The 25,936-nt window shown below is 68.7% G+C and carries 28 protein-coding genes; 20 read left to right on the top strand and 8 right to left on the bottom strand.

What is annotated here, in order from left to right; all coding sequences use genetic code 11:
• Positions 1-19: 19 nt before the first annotated feature.
• Complete coding sequence (locus tag M3195_RS15910; RefSeq protein WP_251589026.1) at positions 20-712, bottom strand: winged helix-turn-helix domain-containing protein; 693 nt, start codon at positions 710-712, stop codon at positions 20-22.
• A 326-nt stretch (positions 713-1,038) separates the two neighbouring features.
• On the opposite strand from M3195_RS15910, the gene M3195_RS15915 reads away from it, so the two are divergent.
• The 4 genes from M3195_RS15915 (at position 1,039) to M3195_RS15930 (ending at position 6,321) form a co-directional block, all read left to right on the top strand.
• Positions 1,039-1,347 (top strand): GNAT family N-acetyltransferase, encoded by a 309-nt coding sequence (locus M3195_RS15915; protein ID WP_251589027.1) that lies wholly within the window; start codon positions 1,039-1,041, stop codon positions 1,345-1,347.
• 54 nt (positions 1,348-1,401) lie between these two features.
• Positions 1,402-1,869, top strand: coding sequence for a DIP1984 family protein (locus tag M3195_RS15920; RefSeq protein ID WP_251589028.1), 468 nt, complete (start codon positions 1,402-1,404; stop codon positions 1,867-1,869).
• Positions 1,870-2,146: 277 nt separating this feature from the next.
• A complete protein-coding gene (locus tag M3195_RS15925; protein ID WP_251589029.1) occupies positions 2,147-3,301 on the top strand; it encodes an exonuclease SbcCD subunit D in 1,155 nt (384 codons plus the stop codon).
• Between the two features lie 14 nt (positions 3,302-3,315).
• On the top strand, positions 3,316-6,321 hold the full coding sequence (locus M3195_RS15930; protein ID WP_251589030.1) for an AAA family ATPase: 3,006 nt from the start codon (positions 3,316-3,318) through the stop codon (positions 6,319-6,321).
• Positions 6,322-6,324: 3 nt separating this feature from the next.
• Here M3195_RS15930 and M3195_RS15935 read toward each other — a convergent pair whose 3' ends face one another.
• Complete coding sequence (locus M3195_RS15935) at positions 6,325-6,882, bottom strand: phosphorylase family protein (RefSeq protein ID WP_251589031.1); 558 nt, start codon at positions 6,880-6,882, stop codon at positions 6,325-6,327.
• 112 nt (positions 6,883-6,994) lie between these two features.
• Between M3195_RS15935 and nadE the strand changes: the two genes are divergently transcribed.
• The 3 genes from nadE (at position 6,995) to M3195_RS15950 (ending at position 12,140) form a co-directional block, all read left to right on the top strand.
• Entirely contained in the window at positions 6,995-7,813 is an 819-nt protein-coding gene (gene nadE / locus M3195_RS15940; RefSeq protein ID WP_251589032.1) for an ammonia-dependent NAD(+) synthetase, read from the top strand.
• A gap of 74 nt (positions 7,814-7,887) precedes the next feature.
• Positions 7,888-11,355 carry a TM0106 family RecB-like putative nuclease gene (locus M3195_RS15945; RefSeq protein ID WP_251589033.1) on the top strand — a complete coding sequence of 1,156 codons (3,468 nt, stop codon included), beginning with the start codon at positions 7,888-7,890 and terminating at the stop codon, positions 11,353-11,355.
• Complete coding sequence (locus M3195_RS15950; protein WP_251589035.1) at positions 11,352-12,140, top strand: GNAT family N-acetyltransferase; 789 nt, start codon at positions 11,352-11,354, stop codon at positions 12,138-12,140. The genes M3195_RS15945 and M3195_RS15950 overlap by 4 nt, the downstream gene beginning before the upstream one ends.
• Positions 12,141-12,213: 73 nt before the next feature.
• Here M3195_RS15950 and upp read toward each other — a convergent pair whose 3' ends face one another.
• Positions 12,214-12,846, bottom strand: coding sequence for a uracil phosphoribosyltransferase (upp, locus tag M3195_RS15955; RefSeq protein ID WP_144876856.1), 633 nt, complete (start codon positions 12,844-12,846; stop codon positions 12,214-12,216).
• Between the two features lie 59 nt (positions 12,847-12,905).
• Between upp and tadA the strand changes: the two genes are divergently transcribed.
• Positions 12,906-13,361 carry a tRNA adenosine(34) deaminase TadA gene (tadA, locus tag M3195_RS15960; RefSeq protein ID WP_251589036.1) on the top strand — a complete coding sequence of 152 codons (456 nt, stop codon included), beginning with the start codon at positions 12,906-12,908 and terminating at the stop codon, positions 13,359-13,361.
• Between the two features lie 30 nt (positions 13,362-13,391).
• Here tadA and M3195_RS15965 read toward each other — a convergent pair whose 3' ends face one another.
• Positions 13,392-14,363, bottom strand: coding sequence for a cation diffusion facilitator family transporter (locus M3195_RS15965; protein WP_251589037.1), 972 nt, complete (start codon positions 14,361-14,363; stop codon positions 13,392-13,394).
• 60 nt (positions 14,364-14,423) lie between these two features.
• On the opposite strand from M3195_RS15965, the gene proC reads away from it, so the two are divergent.
• Positions 14,424-15,263, top strand: coding sequence for a pyrroline-5-carboxylate reductase (proC, locus tag M3195_RS15970; RefSeq protein WP_251589038.1), 840 nt, complete (start codon positions 14,424-14,426; stop codon positions 15,261-15,263).
• Between the two features lie 45 nt (positions 15,264-15,308).
• Here the strand turns inward: proC and M3195_RS15975 are convergent, their stop codons facing one another.
• Together M3195_RS15975 and M3195_RS15980 are read right to left on the bottom strand one after the other, a co-directional pair.
• Positions 15,309-15,980 (bottom strand): potassium channel family protein, encoded by a 672-nt coding sequence (locus M3195_RS15975; protein ID WP_096713384.1) that lies wholly within the window; start codon positions 15,978-15,980, stop codon positions 15,309-15,311.
• Positions 15,973-17,403: a TrkH family potassium uptake protein gene (locus M3195_RS15980; protein WP_251589039.1), complete on the bottom strand. Its 1,431-nt coding sequence runs from the start codon at positions 17,401-17,403 to the stop codon at positions 15,973-15,975. The genes M3195_RS15975 and M3195_RS15980 overlap by 8 nt, the downstream gene beginning before the upstream one ends.
• Before the next feature lie 103 nt (positions 17,404-17,506).
• On the opposite strand from M3195_RS15980, the gene M3195_RS15985 reads away from it, so the two are divergent.
• Positions 17,507-17,923: an ArsR/SmtB family transcription factor gene (locus M3195_RS15985; RefSeq protein WP_096713443.1), complete on the top strand. Its 417-nt coding sequence runs from the start codon at positions 17,507-17,509 to the stop codon at positions 17,921-17,923.
• Between the two features lie 176 nt (positions 17,924-18,099).
• On the opposite strand, the gene M3195_RS15990 is transcribed toward M3195_RS15985, so the two are convergent.
• Positions 18,100-18,912, bottom strand: a complete 813-nt coding sequence (locus M3195_RS15990; protein ID WP_251589040.1) for an ABC transporter permease — start codon at positions 18,910-18,912, stop codon at positions 18,100-18,102.
• The gene (locus M3195_RS15995) at positions 18,909-19,748 is read right to left on the bottom strand and encodes an ATP-binding cassette domain-containing protein (protein ID WP_251589041.1); all 840 of its coding nucleotides are present in this window, start codon (positions 19,746-19,748) and stop codon (positions 18,909-18,911) included. Before M3195_RS15995 ends, M3195_RS15990 begins: the two co-directional genes overlap by 4 nt.
• 159 nt (positions 19,749-19,907) lie before the next feature.
• On the opposite strand from M3195_RS15995, the gene M3195_RS16000 reads away from it, so the two are divergent.
• The 10 genes from M3195_RS16000 to M3195_RS16045 all read left to right on the top strand — a co-directional run bounded on the left by M3195_RS16000 (position 19,908) and on the right by M3195_RS16045 (position 25,819).
• A complete protein-coding gene (locus M3195_RS16000; RefSeq protein WP_251589043.1) occupies positions 19,908-20,840 on the top strand; it encodes a TetR family transcriptional regulator in 933 nt (310 codons plus the stop codon).
• A 28-nt stretch (positions 20,841-20,868) separates the two neighbouring features.
• Positions 20,869-21,795 carry a cyclase family protein gene (locus tag M3195_RS16005; RefSeq protein ID WP_251589045.1) on the top strand — a complete coding sequence of 309 codons (927 nt, stop codon included), beginning with the start codon at positions 20,869-20,871 and terminating at the stop codon, positions 21,793-21,795.
• Between the two features lie 75 nt (positions 21,796-21,870).
• Positions 21,871-22,062: a helix-turn-helix domain-containing protein gene (locus M3195_RS16010; protein WP_096713387.1), complete on the top strand. Its 192-nt coding sequence runs from the start codon at positions 21,871-21,873 to the stop codon at positions 22,060-22,062.
• A gap of 140 nt (positions 22,063-22,202) precedes the next feature.
• Complete coding sequence (locus tag M3195_RS16015) at positions 22,203-22,301, top strand: 30S ribosomal protein bS22 (RefSeq protein ID WP_003792170.1); 99 nt, start codon at positions 22,203-22,205, stop codon at positions 22,299-22,301.
• An 81-nt stretch (positions 22,302-22,382) separates the two neighbouring features.
• Positions 22,383-22,685 carry a rhodanese-like domain-containing protein gene (locus M3195_RS16020; RefSeq protein ID WP_251589046.1) on the top strand — a complete coding sequence of 101 codons (303 nt, stop codon included), beginning with the start codon at positions 22,383-22,385 and terminating at the stop codon, positions 22,683-22,685.
• Positions 22,682-22,978: a glutaredoxin family protein gene (locus M3195_RS16025; protein WP_251589047.1), complete on the top strand. Its 297-nt coding sequence runs from the start codon at positions 22,682-22,684 to the stop codon at positions 22,976-22,978. The genes M3195_RS16020 and M3195_RS16025 overlap by 4 nt, the downstream gene beginning before the upstream one ends.
• Complete coding sequence (locus tag M3195_RS16030) at positions 22,975-23,277, top strand: Dabb family protein (protein WP_251589048.1); 303 nt, start codon at positions 22,975-22,977, stop codon at positions 23,275-23,277. Before M3195_RS16025 ends, M3195_RS16030 begins: the two co-directional genes overlap by 4 nt.
• Positions 23,278-23,417: 140 nt before the next feature.
• Entirely contained in the window at positions 23,418-24,233 is an 816-nt protein-coding gene (locus M3195_RS16035; RefSeq protein WP_251589049.1) for a basic amino acid ABC transporter substrate-binding protein, read from the top strand.
• A 36-nt stretch (positions 24,234-24,269) separates the two neighbouring features.
• Positions 24,270-25,067, top strand: a complete 798-nt coding sequence (locus tag M3195_RS16040; RefSeq protein WP_251589050.1) for an amino acid ABC transporter permease — start codon at positions 24,270-24,272, stop codon at positions 25,065-25,067.
• Positions 25,064-25,819 (top strand): amino acid ABC transporter ATP-binding protein, encoded by a 756-nt coding sequence (locus tag M3195_RS16045; RefSeq protein WP_251589052.1) that lies wholly within the window; start codon positions 25,064-25,066, stop codon positions 25,817-25,819. Before M3195_RS16040 ends, M3195_RS16045 begins: the two co-directional genes overlap by 4 nt.
• The last annotated feature ends 117 nt before the right edge of the window (positions 25,820-25,936 follow it).

The following is a 25,936-nucleotide window of genomic DNA, read 5'->3' on the forward strand; positions in this document are numbered from 1 at the left end:
GGGTGCGAGCGGGTGCCGATCAGAACCGGTCGGGCGACGGCGTTCCGTGGCCGTAGCGGATGACGACGTCGGCGTGGCGATCGAAGCGGTAGCCGATGCCGCGCACCGTGCGCACGATGTCCTCATAGCGGCCGAGCTTCGCGCGGAGACGGCGCACGTGCACGTCGATGGTGCGCTCGCCGGGCGTTTCGTCGTCCTGCGCCTGCCAGAGAGCCGACACGAGCTCGCTGCGCTCGATCGTGCGACCCTCACGGAGCACGAGGTACTGCAGCAGCTCGAACTCCTTGTAGGTGAAAGCGGCGGACTCGCCGTCGATCAGGACGCGCTTGCGAGAGATGTCGACGACGACACCGCCCTCTTCGTCGGTGGTCTCCTCCTCGGCGGCCGCCTTGGTGCGGGCGATCGCGCCGGGTTCGTGCAGCGCGAGGCGCACGACGTCGAGATCGCGTCCGCCCGAGCCGTGCGGCGCGAGCGCGACGGTGGCGTGCGTCTCGGCGCCGGGCGCGAGCTCGGCGAGGGTACGGCGAAGGGCGTCGACGAGGAGTGGGAGGCTGACGCCGGCTTCGGCGGCCTTGATCTCGTCGAGGCCGACGTAGAGCGCGAAGCCGCGCGGGGAGCGGACGGCGGGAAGATCGGCGGCGAGCGGTGCCGACGCGGCGGGTGCCGGGGCTGCTGCGGTGGAGGGACGCTCGAGAAGTGCGGTGTTCGACATGATGATGAAGTCCTCAGGACGTGAGCCGGGAGGCTCTGATGCGTTGCATGAATGACCGGGCGAGCCGGGGGAGCGAGCAAGGGTGGATGCTCGGAGACCCGGACCTCGCAGATCGCGAAGGGTCAGGTCAGACGGAGTGGCTGTTCGTTCAGCGACACATTCGGCAACACATGCCAACGCGACCGGGCATCATCATCCCGGCAGTCCCGTTCGCCTCCTGGGCGGACAAAGGGCTTGCGTTGGTAGTCATGGGAGGGATTATGTCCGAAGAAGTCCGCGTGTGTCAAAACGGCGACCAATGGGCGCGGCGGGCGTAACGTGGACGGGTGACCACCTCGACACTCGCCTCCGGATTCATCCTCACCGATGAGAAGGACGCCTCGCGGTACACGCTGACTCGCGACGGAAAGCTCGTGAGCGTGCTCGACTACCGCGACGACGGCCGGACCATCGCTCTCACGAGAGCGTTCACGATCCCGACTTTCCGGGGCCACGGCTACGCCGGGACGGTCGTCGAGGGTGCCGTCGCCGACATCGAGGCGCGGGGTGATCGAAAGGTCGATGCGGTGTGCTGGTACGTCGCCGACTGGTTCTCCGCGCATCCTCAGCACGCGGGGCTCCTGCGCTCGCGATGACCGTTCTGTCGTGTGACGTCGTGTTACGCGACGGCCTCCCGCGAGGATGATGCCATGAGACTCGCAGAGGCACTCACCGCCCGAGCCGACCTGCAGCGCCGCATCGAGCAGTTGCGCGCCCGCATCACCGCCAATGCGCGATACCAGGAGGGCGAGGAGCCGGCTGAGGACGCCTCCGCTCTTCTCGTCGAGGCAGACGAGGCGCTCGACCGGCTGCGCGACCTGATCCGGCGCATCAACGCCACGAACGCGCGCCTCGACCTCGGTGCGGACGGCACCATGACCGACGCACTCGCCGCTCGCGACGTGCTGCGGCTGCAGCACTCGCTCCTCACGGATGCCGCAGCCGCCGCGTCGGGCGCATCGTCTCCGGGTTTCCGGCAGATGCGCTCCGAACTGCGCCAGCTCGCCGCACTGCCCGTCGCGACACTTCGGGTCCGTGCCGACGACACCGCGCGCGAGCTGCGGGAGCTGGACAACCGGATCCAGCAGGCGAACTGGACCAGCGACCTGGAGGAGTAGAGCGGAAGTCGGTAGTCACGACGGGGCGGGCACATCCCCAGCCGGAGGGGCAAGTCCGGCACCTGTGGGCGGAGGGCAGCCCGTGCATCGCATCGCGCAGCCCTGCACGTCGCACAGGTGATCGTGCATCGCGCACCACGCATCACCGCGTGCCGACCATCGTGACGAGGGTGGGTCAGGGGACCTTCTGCTCCGTCGGGCGTCGGACCGTGGCCGTTCCGCGCGCTCGGCGGCACGCCTCTGGGCGAATGTCGGTGGCGGTTCGTACCGTGTGAGTATGCGCATCCTGCACACCTCCGACTGGCACATCGGCCGCACTTTCCATGGCAACTCCACCATGGACGCACTGGCCGAGGTGCTCGGAGCGCTCACGGAGCAGGTGCGCGACCACGCGGTCGACGTCGTCGTGATCGCGGGAGACGTCTTCGATTCCGCGACCCCGGCCGGCGCGGCCTACACCCTGCTCAGCGACGCGCTCGTCGCCCTGAGTGAGACGGGCGCGCGCGTGATCGTCACGAGCGGCAACCACGACTCGGCCGCACGACTGGGTTTCCAGGCGCGGCTGCTGCGCGACGGCATCCATGTGCTCACCGACCCGCGCGCGATCGGCACGCCCATCACCGTGGAAGACGAGCACGGGCCGGTGCGGTTCTTCGGCATCCCGTACCTCGAGCCCGCCATCGTGCGTCAGCACTGGCCGGATGTCGAGCTGCGCACGCAGGCGCAAACCGTCGCTCACGCGATGGACCTCGTCCGCAGTGGCATGCGGGACCACCCCGGTCGCTCCGTCGCGATCTCGCACTGCTTCTCCGCGGGAGTCGACGCGACCGTCGGACTCGAGCGCGAGGTGCGCCAGGGCGGGCTCGACGTCGTTCCACTCGCGGTGTTCGACGGTCCCGACTACGTGGCGCTCGGTCACATCCACGGACGCCAGCAGGTCAGCGAGCGGGTGCGCTATTCGGGAGCACCGCTGCACTACAGCTTCGGCGAGCAGAGCAAACCGCGCGGGTCGTGGCTCGTCGACCTCGACGCCGACGGCCTCGTCGGGGTCGAATGGGTCGATCTTCCCGTACCGCGTCCGCTGGTCACGATCACCGGCACACTCGACGAGATCCTTTCGGAAGCGAACGTCGAGGCGCACGCCGAGCACTGGGTCTGCGCCGTCTACACCGACGCGGTCGCGCAGACCGAGCCGATGCGTCGTCTGCGCGAGCACTTCCCGTTCTGCGCGATGGTCCAGCACCAGCCGACCGTGGCCGGCGATCAGACGCCGCGCACCTACGTCGACAGGTTGCGCGGAGCGATATCCGACGTCGAGCGGATCGATGCCTTCCTCGAGCATGTCCGGGCGGGACACGGCCCCACGGATCGCGAGCGCGAGCTGATTCGCGAGGTCCTCGACGACCGCGTGCGCGCCGACGCGCTGATCTGAGGCGGAGAGTCCCGGTGCAGCTCCATCGCCTCGAGGTCGAAGGGTTCGGTCCCTTCCGTGAACGCCAGATCGTCGATTTCGACGCATTCGCCGACGACGGCATCTTCCTGATCGAGGGTCGGACCGGCGCCGGGAAGTCGAGCATCCTCGACGCCGTGTGCTTCGGGCTCTATGGCGGCGTGCCCCGCTACGAGAGCGGAGACAAGCGCCTGCGCAGCGACCACTGCGAACCAGACGACGTCACGGAGGTCCTCGTCGAGTTCAGCACGCCCGCCGGGCGCTATCGCGTGCGGCGCTCGCCGGAGTACGAGAGGCCCAAGAAGCGCGGCGGTGGCATGACCGTTCAGGCAGCCGCCGTGCAGCTCGATGCGCTCGTCGGCGGCGAGTGGGTCGGCCTTGCCGCCAGGGAGAGGGAGGCCGCGTACGAGCTCGACGAGATCCTCCAGCTGAGCCGCGAGCAGTTCCTGCAGGTGATCCTCCTCGCCCAGAACCGGTTCTCGGAGTTCCTGCTCGCAGGCAGTCGCGAGCGCCAGGCACTGCTGCGCAGGCTGTTCGGCACCGAGCGCTTCGAAGACGTGCAGGCACGATTCGACGAGCGTCGTCGTGCCGCCGAACAGGAGCTCGCCTCGGGTCTCGCCGTCGTAGCGGCGCGACTCGACGAGGCCGAGCGGCTCGTCATGAGCGGGGGCCTCGCGAACGAGGAGCGCGAAGCCGTCGAGGGCGGGTCGCTGCGGGGCGAAGGAGCGATGCCGGTCGCCGCGCTCACGACCGAGCAGCGGCTCGACGAACTGGCCCTCGCCCGTGCACGAGCGGACTATCGCGCGGAGCGTCGGGCCGCGGAGCGGGAGGATGCTGCGACGCGGTCGGCTGCGGCCGATGCGGCGCTGAGTACCGCCAGGGAGGAGCGCCGAGCTCAGCAGGAGCGCGACCGTGCCAGGCAGACGCTCGCGCGCCTCGAGGAGGTCGAGCCGCAGATCGTCGCAGCGCGCGAGGAGCTGTCGCGAGCGCGAGAAGCAGAGGCCTTGCGGACGATGATCGTGGCCGCGGCGCGCGCGGACGCGGCGCTCGTACAGGCCGTCGAGGAGGAAGAGCGAGCGCAGCGCGATTGGGACGCTCATGCCGTCGACGCGGACGACCTCGCCTCGTGGGCGTCCGAGCGGACCCGCGAGACCGGGGCCTGGAGGCGCGCAGACGAGCTCGAGCGGTCGGCGTCGGCGCGCGAGTCCGAACTGCACCGGGCGGCGGAGGCCGTCACCGGCGCCGCGGATCGACTCGCGGCGGTCGACGCAGAAGGCGAGACCCTCCCGGTCCGACTCGATGAGACGACCCGCGAGCGCGACGCTCTCCGTCGCATCGCGGACCGATCGGACGACCTCGCCGCGGCTCTGCAGGGAGCGACGGGACGTGTGGCAGCCGCGCACGACGTGGTGCGGCTGGAGGCGGAGAGCGCGGCCGCAGAGCAGGATCTGGTCGCGGCCAGCTCGGTGCTCGCGGAGAGGCAGACGGAGCTCGCGCGCCTTCGGCAGCGTCGTCTCGACGGGTTCGCGGGTGAGCTCGCGAGCGCTCTCACCGACGGCGAGGCCTGCCCGGTGTGCGGTGCGCATGAGCACCCTGCTCCGGCGGAACACATCGATCCGGTGTCGGCCGACGACATCGTCGCCGCGGAGGCACGACGCGACGACGCCGTCGACATCGAGCGGTCGGCCGCCGAGAAGGTGGCGTCGCTGCGCGTCGAGGTCGCGGCCGCGAGCAGTCGCGCCGACGGGAGAGACGTCCGCACCGCGACTGACGAGCTGACCCGGGCGACAGACGAGCATGCTCAGAGTCTCGCCGCCGCCGAACGGGTGACCGCCCTCGACCGACGCGCCGCCGAGCTGTCGGCGCGCATCGCCGGACTGCAGAGCGAGCGCGAATCGGCGGCCGCCGCGCTCGCGGCCGCACGCGAGACCCACGCGATCGTCGAGCAGCGGGAGCTTGAGGCGGCGTCCGCGGTGGAGGACGCACGTGGAGCCTTCGCCTCGGTCGCCGAGAGGATCGCCGCGGCGGAACGCGAGGTCACCGATGCGCGCACGCTCATCGAGGCGACCGACGAACGAGCGCGACGCGCTGACGCCGCGGCATCGGCCGCCCAGGAACTGAGCACAGCGCTCGACGCCTCCGCGTTCGACGACGCGAGCGCCGCCGAGGCCGCGCTCCGCTCGCCTCTCGTGCAGGCCGAGCTCGAATCACGCGTCTCCCAGCACGCCGTCGAGCGTGAGAAGGAACGGGCGATCCTCCTCGACCTCGAACTTCGGACCCTGCCCGAGGAGCCGATCGACCTCGACCCGATCGAGCAGCGTTCCGCCGAGGCGAGATCGCTGTGGTCGACGGCCGTGGCCGACGCGGAGCGCGCCGCTGCGCTCGCCGAGCAGCTGGGAGCCCTCATCGGCTCCGCGTCCGCGGCTCACGCGGAGAGCGCCGTGGGCGCCGCCGATTTCGAGGTGCTGCGAGGGCTCGCCGACGCGTTGGCAGGTCGCGGCGCGAACACCCGCAAGATGACCCTCGAGACCTTCGTGCTGGCCGCCGAGCTCGAGGAGATCGTCGAGGCGGCGAATCGTCGCCTGGCCGACATGTCCACCGGACGGTACCAGCTGCGCCACTCCGATGCGCTCGCCGCGCGGGGCGCCGCGTCCGGCCTCGGCATCGTCGTGTTCGACGCCTACACGGGTCAGACCCGTCCCGCGCAGTCGCTCTCCGGTGGCGAGACGTTCCTGAGCTCGCTCGCGCTCGCACTCGGGCTCGCCGAGGTCGTCACCGCGCGAGCCGGCGGCATCCGTCTCGACACCCTCTTCATCGACGAGGGCTTCGGATCACTCGACGGCGATACGCTCGACGTCGCCATGCGCACGCTCGACGAGCTGCGTCAGGGCGGCCGAACCGTCGGCGTCATCAGTCACGTCGAAGCGATGCAGGAGCAGATCCCGGCTCAGCTGTCCGTGCGCGCCACGCCGAACGGTCCGAGCGTGATCGAGACGCGCTGAGCGTCAGACGCCGTACTCCTGGCGGATCGTCTCGCGCAGCATCACGCTGCAGCGGGCGATCGCGGCGCGGAAGTCGACGAGCGCTCCGTCCTCGGCGCGGTCCGAGATCGCTCTGAACGCGCGGATCGGCACGTCGAACTGCTGAGCGACCCAGATGTACGCGTACGTCTCCATGTCGACGAGCCCGGCGCCGGAAGGGCGGATGACCGCGGTGATCCCCGCATCGCCGACGAAGCTGTCTCCCGTCGCGATGAGCACGCCCTCGCGGCCCGTCGACACGCGAGCGGGGAGGGACACGTGCTGTCCGGCGACACCCTCGAGATCGAAGACGTCGTGCTGCAGCGCGCTGCCGATCTCGTGCACCACGGTGTCCAGCTCCGGGTCGATGCCGCCGGCGGTGCCGACGACCACGATCTCCTCGTAATCCTTCGCGGACAGTGCTCGCGTCAGTGCGTAGGTCGCCTGCATCTTGCCCTCGCCGGTGACGAGCTGATCGAACCCTTCGAGTTCGTCGGGGAACGCTTCGAGTTCGGATGCCATCGCGGCGACGAGGAGTCTCACCCCTCCATTCTCCCATCGCCCGTGCACGGCTCGCCGCGGCTCCGCGCCCCGCGGGTCATTCCGGTGTAACACTGGGGGAGGATACTGATGTCGACAAGACCGGAGGACCGCCATGACCCTGCAGAAGCAGATCGCAGAAGCCCTCGGCGTGCAGTCCGAGATCGACCCGGAGGCCGAAGTCGAACGCCGCGTGCAGTTCCTCGTCGACTATCTGCGCACGACCGGGGCCAAGGGTTTCGTCCTCGGCATCTCGGGAGGTCAGGATTCCACTCTGGCGGGCAGGCTCGCTCAGCTCGCGGTCGAGCGCGTGCGAGCAGAGGGAGGCGAGGCGAAGTTCCTCGCCGTCCGGCTCCCGTACCGGGTGCAGCACGACGCTGACGACGCGGCGGCCGCACTGGCATTCATCGAGCCCGACGCATCGGTCGAGGTGAACATCCAGAACGGAGTCGACGGCGTCGAGGCCGACATCGAGTTCGCCGTCACGAGCGACATCACCGATTTCAACCGCGGGAACATCAAGGCGCGTCTGCGCATGGTGACCCAGTACGCCCTCGCTGGTCATGACGGACTGCTCGTGATCGGCACCGACCATGCGGCGGAGGCCGTCACGGGTTTCTACACGAAGTTCGGCGATGGTGCGGCCGACATCCTGCCGCTCTCGGGCCTGACCAAGCGGCAGGGGCGTTCCCTGCTCCTGCATCTCGACGCGCCGGAACGACTCGCGTACAAGGTGCCGACGGCAGACCTGCTCGACGGGCAGCCCGGACGCGCGGACGAGGACGAGCTGGGCCTCACCTACGAGCAGATCGACGCGTTCCTCGAGGGTGAGGACGTCGATCCGGAGGTCGCCGGGCGCATCGAGTCCCGGTACCTCGCGACGCAGCACAAGCGGCACCTCCCGGTGACGCCGGACGACACCTGGTGGCGCTGACCGGTCCGACTCGACGGAGTTCCCGTGTCGGATGCCGCGGCTAGGGTCGAATCATCCGAAGGAACGGGAGAAACGTGCGGATCGACACCCTGGCGCAGCGCGTCATCTGGAGCGCGAGCGACCTCAAGGCGGCGGCCGAGTGCGAGTTCGCCTGGTGTCGCGCGATCGACGCGAAGCTCGGGCGCGTACCCGCGGTCGATGAGCCGGAAGACGCCACTCTGGCCCGGGCGGCCCGCCTCGGCGACGTGCATGAGCAGAACGTGCTCGAGCGGTACATCGCGGAGCTCGGAGAGGAGCGCGTGCGCCAGGTCGAGAAGGTGTCGTCGGTCGACGCCGACGCTCTCTCCGCCGCCGTCGCAGAGACGATCGCGGCTCTCGATTCCGACGCGCTCATCGTTTTCCAGGCGGCGTTCTCGACCGACGAGTTCGTGGGGTTCGCCGACTTCTTGAAGCGCGACGACGACGGCCGCTGGCGGGTGCAGGACTCGAAGCTCGCCCGTACGGCGCGGGTCACAGCACTCATGCAGCTGGCGGCATATGTCGATCAGCTCGATCGACTGGGTGTACCGCGCTCCGACGAGGTCGACCTGATCCTCGGCGACGGCAGCGTCAGCACGCATCGCGTCGATGACCTGCTGCCCCTGTTCCAGGTGCGCCGTGCGCGGCTCCGTGCGCTCATCGCCGACCGTCGCATCGACGATCCGAGTCCCGGTGCAGCGCTCGCCTGGGGAGACGATCGCGGAGAACTCGACGTCATCGCGTGCGGTCGCTGCGCGACCTGCGAGGAGCAGGTGATCGCCCACCGCGACCTGCTGATGGTCGCGCGGATGAGGCCGGTTCAGCGCGCACGTCTGCGCGCGGCCGGTATCGAGACCATCGACGCGCTCGCCGAGGCGACGGCCGCGCCCGAGGGCATGAACGTCGATACCTTCGAGACGCTGCGCTCGCAGGCGCGTGTGCAGCTGCGGGCGGATGCCGAGGGCGCAGCCGCCTACGACGTGCACTACGCCGCTGCGATACACACACTGCCGGTGCCGAGCCACGGCGACATCTTCTTCGACTTCGAGGGCGATCCGCTGTACACCGAGCCGGCACTCGACGGTCGACCGCACTGGGGACTCGACTATCTCTTCGGCTGGGTGGACAACCACGACCAGTACTCCGCGTTGTGGGCGCACGACTTCGCGGCCGAGAAGCAGGCCTTCGAGCAGTTCCTCGATTTCGTGAAGCTCCGCCGCACCACCCACCCCGGCATGCACATCTACCACTACGCCCCCTATGAGACCTCGCACCTCATCGCGATGGCGGCTCGCTACGGTGTGCGCGAGGCCGAGGTCGACAGGCTTCTGCGCGAGGGAGTGTTCGTCGATCTCTACCCGCTCGTGCTGCGGACGGTGCGGGTCGGGTCACGCTCGTACTCGATCAAGAAGCTCGAGCCGCTCTACATGGGCGACGATGTGCGCACGAGCGATGTGCAGAAGGGCGATGACTCGATCGTGCAGTACGTCGCGGCCCGCGAGCTCGCCGCGGCGGGAGAGCAGGCGGAGGCGGATGCCGTACTCGCCGACCTCGCCGACTACAACCGGTACGACTGCGTCTCGACCAGGCGCCTCCGTGACTGGCTGATCGAGATCGCGCGCCGCGAGGGTGTGAATCCGGCCCCGCCCGACGAGGCGGACGAGGTGATCTACGAGCCGTCGCCGCGCTCCGTCGCGCTGCTGGCCGACGCCGAGCAAGCCGCCGCGGACGGCGACGGCCAGGTGCACCGCATCGCGGCCGCGGCGATCGACTACTTCCTCCGTGAGGCCAAGAGCTTCTGGGTCTCGCACTTCCAGCGGCTGCGTGAGCCCGTCACGATGTGGGACGGCACGCGCGACGTGGTCCGCGTCGACCGCCTCGCCTCCCGGGTGGTTCGTGAGTGGAGCGTGGGAGAGGGGCGTCGCGTGATGTCTCGCGACATCGAGATCCGTGGCGAGGTATCGCCCGGCACGACGCTCGGTGAGGGCGGCCAACCGTTCGCGCTCTACGAGGTGCCCGCGCCGTTCGACCTCGAGGTGCCGTCGCGCGCCGTGCATGTGCCGCACACGGTGACGATCACCGATGTGCTGGACGACGGGTACCTCATCACCGAGTCGGCGATCCAGGGGCAGACCTGGGACGAACTGCCGCTCGCGCTGACACCTGCCGCACCGCCGCGCGTCGCGTCATTGCAGGGCGCGATAGACGAGTGGGCGGATGCCGTGCATTCCGCCGCTCCCGGGTACCCGCGGGACGCGGCCACCGACGTGCTGCGTCGCATCCCGCCACGGACGCGCTCAGGAGGAAGCCTTCCCGCCCAGGGGAACGACACGGTCGATGCGATCGTCCGAGCCGTTCTCGATCTCGACGACAGCTACCTCGCCGTCCAGGGCCCTCCGGGAACCGGGAAGACGTACACGGGATCGCAGGTCATCGCGCGACTCGTGAACGAACACGGGTACCGTATCGGCGTCGTGGCCCAGTCGCACTCGATCATCGAGAACCTGCTCGAACGCGTGGTCGCCGACGGGGTGCCGCCCGGTCAGGTGGGGAAGGCTCCGAAGGACCCGTCGGCCGAGCCGGGATACACGATCATCCCGAAGACGGGCATGGCATCGTTCCTCGCCGAGAACGAGGGCCGAGGCGTCGTCGTCGGCGGCACGGCCTGGGATTTCAGCAACACGACCAGGATTGAGCGTCACGGCCTCGACCTCCTCGTCGTCGACGAGGCCGGTCAGTTCTCGCTCGCGTCGACGATCGCGGTCGCAGCGGGTGCGAAGAACCTGCTGCTCCTCGGTGACCCGCAGCAGCTGCCGCAAGTGAGCCAGGGGGCGCACCCAGAGCCCGTCGACACGTCGGCGCTCGGCTGGGTCATGGATGGTGACGAGGTCGTGCGGCCGGAGTTCGGATACTTCCTCGAACGCTCGTGGCGCATGCACCCGTTCGTCGCAGCTCCGGTCTCACGCCTTGCCTACGCCGGCCGCCTGGCGTCGGCGCCGGGCACGGAGAAGCGCGAGATCGAGGGCATCGATCCCGGGCTGCATGTGGTCCCACTGCGTCATCGCGGCAACGCCACGCAGTCGCCCGAAGAAGCCGCCGAGGTGGTGGCGCTGGTCCGTGACCTGCTCGGTCGCACCGTCACCGATCACACCGCCGCGACCCGGACTCGTCCGCTAGGACAGAGCGACATCATCGTCGTCACGCCGTACAACGCACAGCGACAGCTCGTGCACGACGCTCTCGCCGCGGCGGGGTTCCCCGACGTGCCCGTCGGCACCGTCGACAACTTCCAGGGCAAGGAAGCGGTCGTCTCGATCACGTCCCTCGCAGCGTCGAGTGGCAAGGATGCGCCGCGCGGACCGGAATTCCTCCTCATGCAGAATCGTCTGAACGTCGCCATCTCCCGGGCGCAGGTTGCGGCCTACCTGATCCATTCACCGGCACTTCTCGACGACCTCCCGCGCACACCGGAGGGTGTCGCCCGGTTGAGCGCGTTCGCGCGCCTCGTGGGAGCTGCCGAATGAGCCACGCCGCGCCGACTGGACACACCACCGAACAGATCCTGCGGGCCTCCGCCGCGTGGGCGTGGTTCCCGCGCGACAGCGAGCAGGAGAAGACCCACCTGCAGCTGGTGCGCTACCCGGCGCGATTCGGCGGTGGAGTCCGAGGATCGCAGGTCGACTCGCAGTCCGACCCGGGTACGGTGATCGACGACGCGCTGGCGCGCACGAAGTCGTGGGGCGAGACCGTGTTCACGTTCTGGACCAATGCCTCTGACTCGCCCGACCTCGAGTACGAACTCCGACGTCGGGGTGCGGCCCACGTCGACACGGTGGCCGTCTTCGCGCGCGCGATCGACGGCCCCGTCATAGAGGTGCCTCCGGGGGTCACCGCGGAGATCGTGCGCACTCTCGACCAGGTGCGAGACGTCGACAGCGTGAACGTGCCGGTGTGGGAGCAGAGCGCACTCGACGACGACGGATTGCGCACCGAGCTCGCCGAAATCACGGCCGCGCTGGACGCCGGAGAAGGTCTCCGCGTGCTGGCTCGTATCGACGGACGCCCCGTCAGCACTGGCGGCTGCACCATCGTCGACGGCGTCGCCCGGCTCTGGGGTGCTGCGACGGTGGAGCATGCACGCGGACGCGGGGCGTATCGTGCAGTGCTCGCCGAACGTCTCCGCGCAAGCGCCGAGAGAGGCGCGATCACGGCGCTCGTGAAAGGCCGCGTGTCGACCTCGGCCCCGATCCTCCGGCGTGCGGGATTCGTGCACTACGGCGACGAGCGGGGGTACCGCCTGGCGGTGTGAGGGTCCGGCTGAGACTCGGAGCGGGCTCAGAACGGGTCGGCAGCCCGGGCCGGGCGCAGACCGCGGGCCGGACTCAGACCGTGCCGTACAGACGATCTCCCGCGTCGCCGAGGCCGGGAACGATGTAGCCCTTCTCGTTCAGTCGCTCGTCGAGGGCGCCGAGCACGAGCGTCACATCGCGGTCGCCGGCCATCTCCTCGATCGCGGCGACGCCCTCGGGGGTGCCGAGCAGGCAGATCGCCGTGACGTCCTTGGCCCCGCGATCAAACAGGAACTGAATCGCGGCCGCGAGCGAACCGCCGGTGGCGAGCATCGGGTCGATCGCGAAGCACTGGCGGTCGCTGAGATCCTCGGGAAGGCGCTCGGCGTAGGTCGTGGGCTCGAACGTCTGCTCGTCGCGCACCATCCCGAGGAAGCCGACCTCCGCGGTGGGCAGCAGCTTGACGAGGCCCTCGAGCATTCCGAGACCGGCGCGCAGGATCGGGACGACGATGGGGCGCGGCTCCGAGATCTTCACGCCCATGGTCGTGGTGACGGGGGTCGTGATCTCGATCGGGCTGACCTTGACGCTGCGGGTCGCCTCATATGCGAGGAGCGTCACGAGCTCCTCGGTGAGCTGACGGAACACCGGCGACGGGGTGCGATGGTCGCGCAGCACCGAGAGCTTGTGGGTGACGAGAGGGTGGTCGGCGACGTGGACACGCATGAATACAGGCTAATGCGCCGCAGCCCCGCGCACGACATCGGACCGCATAGGCTCGACGCATGACCGAGGCCGACACGACAGCGATGCAGCGCGCACTCCAGCTCGCCGCCGAGGCGGCACGGGCCGAAGAGATCCCGGTCGGCGCGGTCGTGCTCGACCCGGACGGTCGCATCGTCGCCGAGGGGCGCAACACCCGCGAAGAGACCCATGATCCGACCGGGCACGCCGAGATCGAGGCGCTGCGGCGCGCTGCGGCATCCGTCGGCTCCTGGAATCTGCAGGGTCACACCCTGGTGGTCACCCTCGAGCCGTGCGTGATGTGCGCGGGCGCGATCCTGCAGGCGCGCATCGCGCGCGTCGTCTTCGGCGCGTGGGACGACAAGGCCGGCGCGGCGGGGTCGATGTACGACGTGCTCCGCGATCGGCGATTGCCCTACCGCGCCGAGGTCGTCGCGGGAATCGAGGCGGATGCCGCCACGGCACTGCTCCGGGAGTTCTTCGAGCAGCGGCGCTGACCGGGATCGATCAGCGCGCACGCCGCACAGTCAGTCGGAGGACTTCAGCACGAAGACGTCGGTCGACGGCTCCGGGTCGAGCGAGGGGCGGTACACATCCGGCTCGATGTAGATCACCCGGGCGATCGGGACGGCCTCGCGGATGCGGGCTTCGATCACGTCGATGTCGTCGGTGGCCTCGCGGAGGGGCTTGTCGGCGCTGAGAGCGATCTTCGCCGCGACCATCAGTTCATCCGGACCCAGATACAGGGTCTTCATGTGGATGATCTTCTCGATCTCGTCGCCCGCGTTGATCGCGTCGACGATGCGGTCGTGGTCGGCCGACGTCGCGCCCTCACCGACCAGCAGGCTCTTGGTCTCCACGCCCAGCACGATCGCGATCAGCACCAGCAGCACACCGATCATGACCGTGCCCAGGGCGTCGAACAGCGGGTTGCCGGTGATCACGGTGAGGCCGACGCCCAGCAAGGCGAAGGTGAGGCCGGTGAGCGCTCCGACATCCTCCAGGAGCACGACAGGGAGTTCGGGTGCCTTCGCGCGGCGCACGAACGACGCCCACGACTGTCCCTTCTCGCGGACCAGGTTGCTCTCCTTGACGGCCGTGCGCAGCGAGAACGACTCCAGCCCGATCGCGATCAGCAGCACCACGATCGGCAGCCACCACCAGGTCTGGTCGAGCTCATGCGGGTGAGTGAGCTTCTCGACACCCTCGTAGATCGCGAACAGACCACCGACGGAGAAGAGGATGATCGACACGACGAACGCGTAGACGTAGCGCTCGCGCCCGTACCCGAACGGGTGGGCGCGGTCTGCCTCTCTCTTCGCCCTGCGTCCGCCGAGCATCAGGAGCAGCTGGTTGCCGGAGTCGGCGACGGAGTGGATGGCCTCGGCGAGCATGGATGCGGAGCCCGAGAGCGCCCACGCGAGGAACTTCGCCAGGGCGATGCCCAGGTTCGCCAGGAACGCCGCGATGATCGCCTTGCTGCCGCCGGAAGCACTCATGGTCCGAGTCTAGAACCGCCGCCCGGAGGATGCCGGGTGAGCCCGCCGTAGGATGGCGACATGGCTGACTCCCTTCCCTCTCTCACGTTCGTCGGTGCCGGATCGATGGGCGGAGCCATCCTCCGTGGAGTGGTCGCCTCCGGCATCCGCGTCGACGGCGGGATCACCGCCACCAATCGTTCCGCGGAGAAAGCCGCAGCCTTCGCCGACCTCGACGGCGTCACCAGCATCGCCCTCTCGGAGCAGCCGGACGGCAACGTCGCAGCGGTCTCCGGTGCGCGGATCGTGCTCGTCGGCGTCAAGCCGGCCATGGTGCCCGACCTGCTCCGCGAGATCGCCCCGTCGCTAGGCGACGACACCATCGTCGTGAGCCTCGCGGCGGGCGTCACCCTCGCGACGTTCGCGGATATCCTCGGCGCCGACGCCCGCATCGTCCGGTCGATGCCGAACACCCCGGCCACGGTGGGGAAGGCGGTCACGGGCCTCGCGGCCGGCGGGGGTGCCTCCGCCGATGACCTCGCCCTCGTACGTCGCCTGTTCGAGACCGTCGGGGCCGTGATCGAGGTGCCGGAGTCGCAGATAGACGCGCTGTCGACCATCTCCGGCTCGGGCCCGGCCTACGTCTTCCTGCTCATCGAAGAGCTCACCAAGGCCGCCGAGGGCATGGGCTTCGACCGGGCCGACGCGCGGCTCATGGCCGAGCAGACGTTCATCGGCGCGACCGCGCTGCTCGACGCATCGGGGGAGGAGCCCGCAGAGCTCCGGCGGCGCGTCACGAGTCCGAAGGGCACGACGGAGCGGGCTGTGGCGGTGCTGCAGGTCGCCCACCTGGATCGGACGTTCGCGGATGCCGCGGCGGCTGCCCTCGCCAGGGCGAAGGAGCTCGCTGCCGGCGCGTGACACCGCGTTCGCGGGTCGTGGCTGCGTGAGCGACGCGGTCGGATCTCAGCGGTCGAGGGCCGCGAAGCGCTCGATGTCGCTGTTCGTGCCCGACACGATGATGAGGTCGTGGTTGGTGACGATCGTGTTCGCCTCCGCGTAGCGGAACGGCTTGCCGGGACTCTTCACCCCGACGACCGTCACCCGGTACTTGCTGCGCACGCCCGACTCGTTCAGGCCGATGCCACGGATGAACTTGGGCGGATACATCTTCGCGAGCACGAAGTCGTCGTCGAAGCGGATGAAGTCGAGCATCCGTCCGCTGACGAGGTGCGCCACGCGTTCGCCGGCCTCCCGCTCCGGGTAGATGACGTGGTTGGCGCCGACACGGGCGAGGATCTTGCCGTGCGATTGCGAGACCGCCTTCGCCCAGATCTGCGGCACCTTCAGGTCGACGAGGTTGGCGGTGATGAGCACGGATGCCTCGATGGACGAGCCGACCGCCACGACGGCGACCTGGAAGTCCTGCGCGCCGATCTGGCGAAGGGCGTCGATGTTCTTCGCGTCGGCCTGCACCGTGTGGGTGACCCGGTCGGACCATTTCTGCACGAGCTCGAGATTGCCGTCGATCGCGAGCACCTCGCGATCGAGGCGGTCGAGCTCGCCGGCGCACGCAGCGCCGAACCGGCCCAGACCGATGACGAGGACGGGAGCGTCGCCCCGGAGGACTTCAACCAACGATCGGCCTTTCCACGGGCAGTGAGTAGTACTGCGTTCGCGATGTCGCGGCGACGGCCGCAGCGAGAGTCACTGTACCAACGCGCCCCATGAAGATGGTGGCCGCGAGCACGTAGGCGCCGGCGTCCGGCAGCTCAGCCGTGAGGCCCGAGGAGAGGCCCACCGTCGCGAAGGCGGAGATCACGTCGAACAGCACGTGACTGAGGTCGGCCTTCGTGATCTGTGCGATCACGATCGTCGACAGCGCCACGATGGTGGCACCCCACGCGACGACGCTGAGCGCGACGCGCTGCACGTCGCTCGGGATGCGGCGGCCGAACGCCTCGACCGACTGGCGGCCCTTCGCCTCCGACCACACGGCGATCGCGAGCACGGCGAGGGTCGTCACCTTGATGCCGCCGGCGGTGGATGCCGAGCCGCCGCCCACGAACATCAGCATGCTGGCAGCGAGCAACGACGAGCCGTTCATGTCGTCGATCTCGATCACGCTGAACCCGCCGGACCGGGTCATCGCCGATAGGAAGAAGGCCTGGAACGTCGTGTCCGCGGCATCCATCGACCCGAAGGTTTTGGGGTTGTTGTATTCGAGCACGAGGAACACCGCAGCACCGAGCACGAAGAGCAGCACGGTCGTGACCAGTGTGAGCTTGGTGTGCAGCGACCACTTCTGCACGTGCCAGACGTGTTTCGCGAGCGTGTAGATCACCGGGAACCCGATGCTCCCGAGGAACACGCCGACCATCAGCAGAGAGAGCACGAGATAGTCGTCGGCGAACACCGCGACCCCGCCGTCGTTCGGGGCGAAGCCCGTGTTCGTGAACGCCATGGCCGAGAAGTACGGCGCCTCCCACAGGGCGGCGATCGGGTCGACTCCCGCCATCACCAGGGCGGGATAGAGGAGCACGGCCAGCGTGCCCTCGATGATGAGCGCGGAGACGGCGACGGTGGTGAGCAGCTGACCGACCTCGCCGAGACGAACGGTCTGGCTCTCGTTGACCACTCCGCCGTGCGCGCGCAGCGGATTCGTGTCACCGGCTGCGAGGAGCTTGGCACGCAGTCCCAGCCGTTTCGAGATGAGCATGCCCATGAGCGAGGCCAGGGTCAGCACGCCGAGGGCGCCGATGTTGACACCGATGAAGATCAGCACGTGTCCGAACGGGGACCAGTGGTTGGCCATGTCGACCGTCGCGAGTCCCGTGACGCAGATCGTCGACACCGCGGTGAACAGCGCGTCGGCGAGAGGTGTGACGGTCCGTGACGCCGACGAGATCGGCAGTGACAACAGGACGGTGAAGACGAGGATCAGGAGCGCGAAGATCACGATCGCGAACCGCGACGGCGACGACGTGATGATGTGCTTGCCCCAGGAGGCCGCGGTCTTGAGACGGTGGCCGGGAGACGACGCCGACACGATGCCCGACATCGCGTCCCCCTTCGTCTGTCTCCCACCCCAGCGGCGGCGGCACGGCGGTGATCGCCGAGCCTTCGTCATGGTACTCCGTGCCGGGGACGACTACCCTGATCACATGACCGACATCTTCGACGTGATCGCAGACGGCACGAGGCGCGACATCCTCCAGCTCCTCCTGCGACGCACGTCCGAAGGGGATGCAGGCACGAGCGTCAGCCACATCGTCGCCGACCTCGGCATCAGTCAGCCGACGGTGTCGAAGCACCTGAAGGTCCTCCGCGAGGCTGAGCTCGTGAGCGTGCGGGAGGACGGTCAGCGTCGCTTCTACAGCCTCGCGGTCGAGCCGCTCGAGGCCGTCGACGACTGGCTGGTGCCGTTCCTCGTCGACGCCTACGGCGATGACGCGCCGGATATCGACTACCCGGGCCAGCCGCTGCCGGACGGAGCGGCGCACGCCGCAGAGGTGGTCGGCCGCGCCGCGGCATCCGCGAAGCACGTCGTGACGTCGGCGCTGAAGCGCTTCGGGAACTGACCCGTCGGACGCACTCCGCCCCCGACGACACGGGGGGCTTGTCGACGGGGGCGGAACCGCGGGCCCCATACCCGCGTGGGCCGGAAAGGTGCCTGTCCGAGCCGTTCCCTGAGCGTGCCAGGCGCGCCTGAACGGTTCCGGGACGGCCGCTATGTCTCTCCTGGGATGCCTGCGCCTCAGCGTCTTCCGGCCGTCCGACGGAACAGCCACCCGCCCCAGGCGACTGCGATCACCAGGATGAGGACGCACCAGCCGATCGCCCATAGCGGCTGCCCGTCGAGCGGTACGGCGGTGAGCAGCCCGCGGATGGTGTCGACGATCGGCGTGATCGGCTGGTGCGCCGCCACCGGCTGCAACCACCCGGGCATGCTCGCGATCGGAACGAAGGCGCTGGAGAGGTACGGCAGGAAGAGCAGGATGAATCCGTAGCCGTTGGCGCCCTCGGGGGAGCCGGCCGCGAGTCCGATCGCCGCGAACAGGTAGGTGATGGCGAGGATGTAGAGCGCGATGAGGCCCGCGAGTGCGATCCAGTCGAGGAACGTCGCCTGGGGTCGAAAGCCCACGAGGATGCCGACGCCGATGACGACGGCGGTCGCGACGAGGTTCCGCAGCACACTCGCGACGACATGCCCGGTGAGAACGGCGCTCGCGCGGATCGGCATGGTGCGGAACCGGTCGATGATGCCGTTCTGCATGTCGGTCGCCACGTACAGTGCCGTCGATGAGGCGCCGAATCCCGCGCACGTGAGGATGATCCCGGGCACGACGTAGTCGACGTAGGCGCCGGACGGGTCGATCGCCCCGCCGAACACCCACGTGAACATCAGCATGAGCATCACGGGGAGGAGGATGGCCATGAGCAGCGACTCGCCGTCGCGGAGCGAGTAGCGCAGGCTCCTGCCCACGAAGACGGATTCGGCGGCCAGACCGCCGAGACGCGGACGGGGGAGCGGTGCACCCGGGGCAGATGCCGCAAGCTTGGCGCTCATGCGTTGTGCTTCTCTCGGGTGGTGACGGCGAGGAACACGTCGTCGAGGGTGGGACGTCGCAGGGAGACGGTGCCGTGGTAGCCCGCTTCGTCGAGCTCGTCGAGCTCGTCGAGCGCACGGCGCAGACCGGCGACGCTGCCGTCGGTGGGGACCCGACCGATCAGCTCGCCGCGGATGTCGTGCAGTTCCACGGTGTCGCCCCCGACCCGCGCCTTGAGGTCGGCCGGTGTACCGAGAGCGGCGACCCGGCCGTCGTGCAGCACGGCAATGCGGTCGGCGAGTTGGTCGGCCTCCTCGAGGTATTGCGTCGTGAGGAACACCGTCGTCCCGGCCGCCGCCAGGGTGCGGATGATGTTCCACAGGTCGCGACGGCTTCGGGTGTCGAGGCCGGTGGTCGGCTCATCGAGGAACAGCACCTCGGGCATGACGACGAAGCTCAGGGCGAGGTCGAGTCGTCTCCGCATTCCGCCGGAGAAGGTCCGTACTCGTCTGCGCGCCGCCTCGGTCAGGTCGAACTGCGAGATCAGCTCCGCGGCCCGCCGGGCGGAGGCCGCGCGGCTGAGGCCCGCCAGCCGCGCGAACATGACGACGTTCTCGGTCGCCGACAGCGCGTCGTCGACGGCCGCGGCCTGCCCGGTCAGACTGATCCGCCGCTGCACCTCGGCCCGCTGCGTCCGTGTGTCGAAGCCGGCGACCGTGGCGGAGCCGGCGTCGGCGGAGAGCAGCGTCGTGAGGATGCTGATGATCGTGGTCTTGCCGGCGCCGTTCGGGCCGAGCAAGGCGAAGACCTCGCCTCGGACGACCGAAAGATCGAGGTCGTCGATGACGACGTGCATGCCGAAAGTCTTTCGCAGACCCTGCACTTCTATGGCTGTGGACACTGGCCTTCCCTTTCGCGAGCTGTATCTGTGTACGAGAGAAACTGTGTACAAGCGAAGCAACTGTGTATGACGGTAACACACTGTTTATTTAATAAACAGAACTAGGATGAGCGGATGACGGAGAACGAACCCCCGGAACTCCCGCGCGGCATCGCACTCGCATGGGGCGTCGCCGCGAACCCGCAGCGCGGGCCGAAGCGGGAGATGAGCGTTGAACGGATCGTCGAGACCGCCGTCGACATCGCTGACGCCGATGGCATCGGCGCCGTATCCATGGCGGCTGTCGCCGCCGCGCTCGGGTTCACGCCCATGTCCCTCTACCGTTACGTGAGCGCCAAGGACGATCTGCTCCTCCTCATGCAGGAGCACGCCACGGGCGTGCCGCCCGAGCCGCACCGCGAACTCGACGGATGGCGCGAGGTCCTGCTGCACCTGTGGGGCGAGCAGGTGCTGCTGTACCAACGGCACCCGTGGGTGCTGTCTCTGCCGATCACCGGCTCGCCGATCACGCCGAACAGCTCCGCGTGGCTCGATGCGAATCTCGCGGTGCTCGAGGGCACGCCGCTCAGCACGGACGAACGCATGGCGGTCGCGCTCGCGGTGACCGGTCATGCCCGATGGTGCGGCATCGTACTGGCCGGGTACACCGAGCAGGCCCGCGGCAGCGGGCTCACCCCCGACCAGGTCGCCATACGCGAATCCGAACTCTATGACCGAGTGATCTCGGCGGACGAGTTCCCGGCCCTTCGCCGCGCGATCGACGACGGCGTCTTCACCTCTCCGGCCGATCCCTTCCGCTTCGGCGTCGAGCGCACGCTCGACGGCGTGGCCGCGTACATCGATGCGCTGGACCGCGGCGCACCGCACGAGGACGCCTCAGAGTGGGTCGGCGCCGCGCCGGCGGAACTCGCCGGTGATCGGCGCGTGAAGGAGGCGAACCGGGCGGTGCGAGAGGCGGAGAAGGCGCTGCGGGCCGCTCGCAAGCAGGAGCGGCAGGCGATCCGGGAGGCCTCTGAGCGCCTGTCCCGCTCGACGCCTCGGGGCTGACTCGCTGCACGGCTGCCATGATGTCGAGATGACGAGACCTGCCGAGTACCGGGCCCACTTCGGCTTCGCCCTCTCGTTCGCGAACGGCGGGGGACTGACCGGCGAAGGCTTCCGTCTCGACCTCCCCTCGGCCCATCTCGGCGAAGCGGAGATCGCGACGCTGCTCGTGCGCCACCTCGGACTCGCGCTCGTGCAGGACGTCGAGCTGCGCGATCTGCGGATCATCGAAGAACCCCATCGCGGCTCGAGGGGCGTGGATACGGCGCCGACGACGGGACGTCGGATCATCGACCTCAGCCACCGGATCGACGCCGGACTCGTGACGTACCCCGGGTTGCCCGCACCCGTGATCACCTCTCACCTCACCCGTGAGGATTCGCGGAACAGGTACGCCGAAGGCACCGAGTTCGCGATGGACATCATCACGATGATCGGCAACACCGGTACGTATCTGAACGCGCCGTTCCACCGGTACGCCGACGGCGGAGATCTCGCGGCACTCGAGCTCGACACCCTCGTCGATCTGCCGGCGGAGGCGTTTCACCTGCGCGACGCCTGGACGCCGGAGCGACGCGGCATCGGTCCGCAGACGCTGGCGGATCGCGATCTGTCAGGGTCCGCGGTGCTGCTGGACACGGGGTGGAGTCGACACTTCGGAACGCCCGCTTACGGCCACGGAGCGCCCTTCCTCACCGAGGACGGTGCGCGCCGGCTCGTCGAGGCGGGTGTCGTTCTCGTCGGCATCGACTCGCTCGACATCGATGACACCGAGAGCGGAGGAGAGCGGCCCGTGCACAGCATCCTGCTGGCCGCGGGCGTGCACGTGGTCGAGCACCTGACCAATCTCGCCGAGGTACCCGCGCGCGGGGCCCGGTTCACGGCTGCGCCGCCCGCCGTGCGCGGATTCGGCACGTTCCCGGTGCGGGCCTTCGCCACCGTCGGCAGCGAACACTGATCACACGAGTCACACGGGTTTACACGCGTCCCAGCCAGCCCATAGAGTGTGCACATCGAGAAAGGGGTACGTGGGATGCCCGAGGTGCCAGATGTCCGGTTCCTTACGGTGGCTGAGGTCGCCGAGTTGATGCGTGTGTCGAAGATGACCGTTTATCGGATGGTGCACGCTGGGGAGCTGCCTGCCATCCGCTTCGGACGGAGTTTCCGTGTGCCGGAGTCGGCGGTCGCCGACGCGCTGCAGCGTCCGATCTCCGACGTCGGTTGAACACCGGGGAGAGGTCCGCCTCTCGCGGTGACGGAGCAGGCCGTTCGATTTGCTAGACTGCTCCGAGGCATTTTTTTCCATGCCCGTACCCGGGTGTCCGCGACCATGCGACGCCCAGCCCCTGACGTAGTGAGGTTTCCGTGGGTTCTGTCATCAAGAAGCGCCGCAAGCGCATGGCGAAGAAGAAGCACCGCAAGCTGCTTCGCAAGACTCGCCACCAGCGCCGCAACAAGAAGTAAGCGGCCAGACACTGAGCGCCTGTCTCCGGACGGGCGCTTCGTGTCTCTGCCTCCGGTTCCGCCTGACGTCGAGGAGTAGTCATGAAGTCGATCACCGTCACCGAGCTCGCCGAGCGACAGAACACGCCGCTCATCGACGTGCGCGAGGCGCACGAGTTCGCCGCCGGGCACGTGCCCGGCGCCGTCAACATCCCGATGTCCGAGATCGGCAACCGCCTGGAGGAGCTCCCGGCCGAGTCGTTCGACGTCATCTGCCAGGCCGGTGGCCGCTCCGCGCGCGTCGTCGAAGCTCTCGAGTCCCGCGGATACGACGCCACCAACGTCGAGGGCGGCACGGGGGAGTGGATCGCGCAGGGGCGCGAGGTCGAGGTGCCGTCGGCGTGACCACGCTCACGCTCATCGGCAAGCCCGACTGCCACCTTTGCGACGTCGCCTCGGAGATCGTCGACGCGGTCGTCGCCGATCTTCCGGATGCCGCGGCGGAGCGCATCGAGATCGTGGAGGCGTCGATCACCGACGATCCCGCGCTATACGAGCTGTGGTGGGAGAAGATCCCGGTCGTCCTCATCGACGGTGAGCTGCACGCGCACTGGAGGGTGTCGGCGGATCGACTGCGCGAGGCACTCGAAGCCGCCGTGGTCCGAGACGCCGAGACTCCCGCGAAGGAGACCCGATGACCATCCGCCATGTCGTGAGCTGGAAGCTCGCCGCCGAAGACCCCGAGGTGCGCGCCGAGCAGGCCGCAGAGGTCGCCCGGCGCCTCCTGGCACTCGACGGGGTCGTACCCCAGCTGCTGTCGATTTCGGCCGGTGCGAACGTCGCCTACCCCGATGCCAACTGGGACGTGACCCTCGTCGCGGACTTCGACTCGATCGCCGCGCTCGAGGAGTATCAGGTGCACCCGGCGCACGAGGCCGTCGTCGCCTATGTCCGCTCCGTGGTGGCTGGACGCGTCGCCGTCGACTTCGAGATCTGACGCCCGCAGCCTCCGCGCCCTTTGCAACAGAAACGTGATGCGCAGAGAGCCCTCGCGGTTCCGTCCGACGGTGTCGCCCGTGTTTAGATGTTCTCCTACCCGTCCGTGGGCACTCGGCCCTCGTCCCCTCAGGAGCTGACATGCAGCGTCGCCACATCATCGCCGGGATCGCTCTCGCGGCGACCGCCACCCTCGCCCTCGCGGGATGCGCAGGCGGCGCAGGAGGATCCGGATCCGGCGATTCCGCTGCGGACAACGAGTACGGCCTCGTCGAGGCGGGAACGCTGACGGTCTGCTCCGACATCCCCTACCCGCCCTTCGAGTTCGAGGGCGGCGACAACGGCACCGGTTACACCGGCTTCGACATCGATCTGCTCGACGCGATCGCCAAGAAGCTCGACCTGAAGCTCTCCGTTCAGGACGTCGGCTTCGACGCGCTCCAGTCGGGAACCACCCTTGCAGCCGGAACCTGTGACGTGGGCGCGTCCGCGATGACCATCACCGACGAGCGCAAGGCGAACCTCGACTTCTCCGACCCCTACTACGACTCGCTGCAGTCGCTGCTCGTTCGCACCGACTCGGGCATCGAGTCGATCGACGACCTGAGCGGCAAGAACGTCGGCGTCCAGCAGGGCACCACGGGCGAGGCCTACGCCAACGCGAACGCCACCGGCGCGCAGATCGTGCAGTACCCGTCCGACGGCGAGCTGTGGCCCGCGATGCAGGCCGGTCAGATCGACGCGATCCTGCAGGACCAGCCGGTGAACCTCGAGCACGAGAAGGCCGACAGCGCCTACGAGATCGTCGAGGAGTACAACACCGACGAGTCGTACGGGTTCGCCTTCGCCAAGGGCGAGAAGGCCGAGCTGCTCGACGCGGTCAACGGCGCTCTGAAGAAGCTCCGCGACAGCGGCGACTACCAGACGATCTACGACACCTACTTCACCGCGAACTGATCCGGCGGTAGGCAAGGGATCGGGAGGACCTTGACAATGGCGTTGAGGCGCACCACGAAAAGCAAGATCTACCGGTACACCGTCTACGTCGTCTTGATCGCCATCGCGGTCTGGGCTGCGATCAGCACGGACTGGGCGCGGATCAGTCAGCTCTTCTTCAATCCAGAGGTCGCGGTGAAGATGCTCCCGGGCATCTTCACCACGGCGCTCGTCAACACGCTCTGGTTCACAGCGGTCGCGTTCATCGGAGGCCTGCTGCTCGGAGTGCTGCTGGCTCTGATGAAGCTGTCGGAGATCGGCCCGTTCCGGTGGATCGCGACGGCATGGATCGAGCTGTTCCGCGGTCTTCCCGCGATCCTCACGATCTTCGCGATCGCCTTCATCCTGCCGATCGCCCTCGGTGTGCCCGGGAACCGTCTCGGTGGACCGGTCGTCCTCGGCCTGATCGGTCTGATCCTGGTTGCGTCGGCCTACATGGCAGAGACGATCCGCGCCGGCATCCAGGCCGTGCCGAAAGGGCAGACGGAGGCGGCCCGTTCGCTGGGCATGTCGCCGATGAAGACCACGTTCTGGATCGTGGTGCCGCAGGGTTTCCGCATCATCATCCCGCCGCTCACGAACGAGTTCGTGCTGCTGCTCAAGGACACGTCGCTGCTCTTCGTCGCGGGCACGTTCATCTGGTCGAAGGAGCTGACGAACTTCGCCAGGGATGCCGCGACCCAGAACGCGAACGGAACCCCGCTGATCATGGCGGCGATCCTCTACCTGATCGTGACGATCCCGCTCACGCGTTTCAGCGCGTGGCTGGAGCGTCGGATGGGACGGGCCCGATGACCACCGATCTGATCGACGTCCACGCTCCGGCGATCGACGTGCAGAAGCTCGTCAAGACGTTCGGCGACAACGAGGTGCTCAAGGGCATCGACCTCACCGTCACGGCGGGCGAGGTCGTCTGCGTGATCGGCCCGTCGGGCTCCGGCAAGTCGACGCTGCTGCGCTCGGTGAACCTGCTCGAGGAGCCGACCGACGGCAAGGTGCTCATCGAGGGCATCGACATCACCGACCCCGATGTCGACATCGACCGGGTGCGCACGCGCATCGGGATGGTGTTCCAGAGCTTCAACCTGTTCCCGCACCTGAGCGTGCTCGACAACCTCACGATCGCGCAGCGGCGCGTGAAGAAGCGCAATAAGGCGGATTCGGAGCGCATCGCGCACGAGATGCTCGGGCGGGTCGGGCTGGCCGAGAAGGCTAAGGCGTTCCCCGGGCACCTGTCCGGCGGACAGCAGCAGCGCGTGGCGATCGCTCGTGCCCTCTGCATGAACCCCGACATGATGCTGTTCGACGAGCCGACGTCGGCGCTCGACCCAGAGCTGGTAGGCGAAGTGCTGCAGGTCATGCGCTCGCTCGCCGATGAGGGCATGACGATGCTGGTCGTGACGCACGAGATGGGCTTCGCGCGCGAGGTCGGCTCGCGCCTGATCTTCATGGACGGCGGCCACATCGTCGAAGAGGGCGACCCGCGCGAGGTGCTGGCCAACCCGCAGCATCCGCGCACCCAGGACTTCCTCTCCCGCGTGCTCTGAGATCCTGTCGCGCGCCCGCTCCTCGCGCGACGCTCCGACCTCGCTCACGGCGGCTCTCCCTTACCGCCCAGACCCATCACGAGCGCCGAGGCCCACCTGCGGCGACGTAGGTACTGG

It is taken from the genome of Microbacterium hydrocarbonoxydans, from assembly GCF_023715885.1.
GTDB classification, from domain to species: domain Bacteria; phylum Actinomycetota; class Actinomycetes; order Actinomycetales; family Microbacteriaceae; genus Microbacterium; species Microbacterium hydrocarbonoxydans_C.

What these genes read in the sequence shown, in the direction of transcription:
- M3195_RS15910 (WP_251589026.1), bottom strand. Translation starts at nt 712, where the DNA reads ATGTCGAACACCGCACTTCTCGAGCGTCCCTCCACCGCAGCAGCCCCG.
- M3195_RS15920 (WP_251589028.1), top strand. Translation starts at nt 1,402, where the DNA reads ATGAGACTCGCAGAGGCACTCACCGCCCGAGCCGACCTGCAGCGCCGC.
- M3195_RS15925 (WP_251589029.1), top strand. Translation starts at nt 2,147, where the DNA reads ATGCGCATCCTGCACACCTCCGACTGGCACATCGGCCGCACTTTCCAT.
- nadE (WP_251589032.1), top strand. Translation starts at nt 6,995, where the DNA reads ATGACCCTGCAGAAGCAGATCGCAGAAGCCCTCGGCGTGCAGTCCGAG.
- M3195_RS15950 (WP_251589035.1), top strand. Translation starts at nt 11,352, where the DNA reads ATGAGCCACGCCGCGCCGACTGGACACACCACCGAACAGATCCTGCGG.
- upp (WP_144876856.1), bottom strand. Translation starts at nt 12,846, where the DNA reads ATGCGTGTCCACGTCGCCGACCACCCTCTCGTCACCCACAAGCTCTCG.
- tadA (WP_251589036.1), top strand. Translation starts at nt 12,906, where the DNA reads ATGACCGAGGCCGACACGACAGCGATGCAGCGCGCACTCCAGCTCGCC.
- M3195_RS15965 (WP_251589037.1), bottom strand. Translation starts at nt 14,363, where the DNA reads ATGAGTGCTTCCGGCGGCAGCAAGGCGATCATCGCGGCGTTCCTGGCG.
- proC (WP_251589038.1), top strand. Translation starts at nt 14,424, where the DNA reads ATGGCTGACTCCCTTCCCTCTCTCACGTTCGTCGGTGCCGGATCGATG.
- M3195_RS15980 (WP_251589039.1), bottom strand. Translation starts at nt 17,403, where the DNA reads ATGTCGGGCATCGTGTCGGCGTCGTCTCCCGGCCACCGTCTCAAGACC.
- M3195_RS15985 (WP_096713443.1), top strand. Translation starts at nt 17,507, where the DNA reads ATGACCGACATCTTCGACGTGATCGCAGACGGCACGAGGCGCGACATC.
- M3195_RS15990 (WP_251589040.1), bottom strand. Translation starts at nt 18,912, where the DNA reads ATGAGCGCCAAGCTTGCGGCATCTGCCCCGGGTGCACCGCTCCCCCGT.
- M3195_RS15995 (WP_251589041.1), bottom strand. Translation starts at nt 19,748, where the DNA reads ATGCACGTCGTCATCGACGACCTCGATCTTTCGGTCGTCCGAGGCGAG.
- M3195_RS16000 (WP_251589043.1), top strand. Translation starts at nt 19,908, where the DNA reads ATGACGGAGAACGAACCCCCGGAACTCCCGCGCGGCATCGCACTCGCA.
- M3195_RS16005 (WP_251589045.1), top strand. Translation starts at nt 20,869, where the DNA reads ATGACGAGACCTGCCGAGTACCGGGCCCACTTCGGCTTCGCCCTCTCG.
- M3195_RS16010 (WP_096713387.1), top strand. Translation starts at nt 21,871, where the DNA reads ATGCCCGAGGTGCCAGATGTCCGGTTCCTTACGGTGGCTGAGGTCGCC.
- M3195_RS16020 (WP_251589046.1), top strand. Translation starts at nt 22,383, where the DNA reads ATGAAGTCGATCACCGTCACCGAGCTCGCCGAGCGACAGAACACGCCG.
- M3195_RS16030 (WP_251589048.1), top strand. Translation starts at nt 22,975, where the DNA reads ATGACCATCCGCCATGTCGTGAGCTGGAAGCTCGCCGCCGAAGACCCC.
- M3195_RS16035 (WP_251589049.1), top strand. Translation starts at nt 23,418, where the DNA reads ATGCAGCGTCGCCACATCATCGCCGGGATCGCTCTCGCGGCGACCGCC.
- M3195_RS16040 (WP_251589050.1), top strand. Translation starts at nt 24,270, where the DNA reads ATGGCGTTGAGGCGCACCACGAAAAGCAAGATCTACCGGTACACCGTC.
- M3195_RS16045 (WP_251589052.1), top strand. Translation starts at nt 25,064, where the DNA reads ATGACCACCGATCTGATCGACGTCCACGCTCCGGCGATCGACGTGCAG.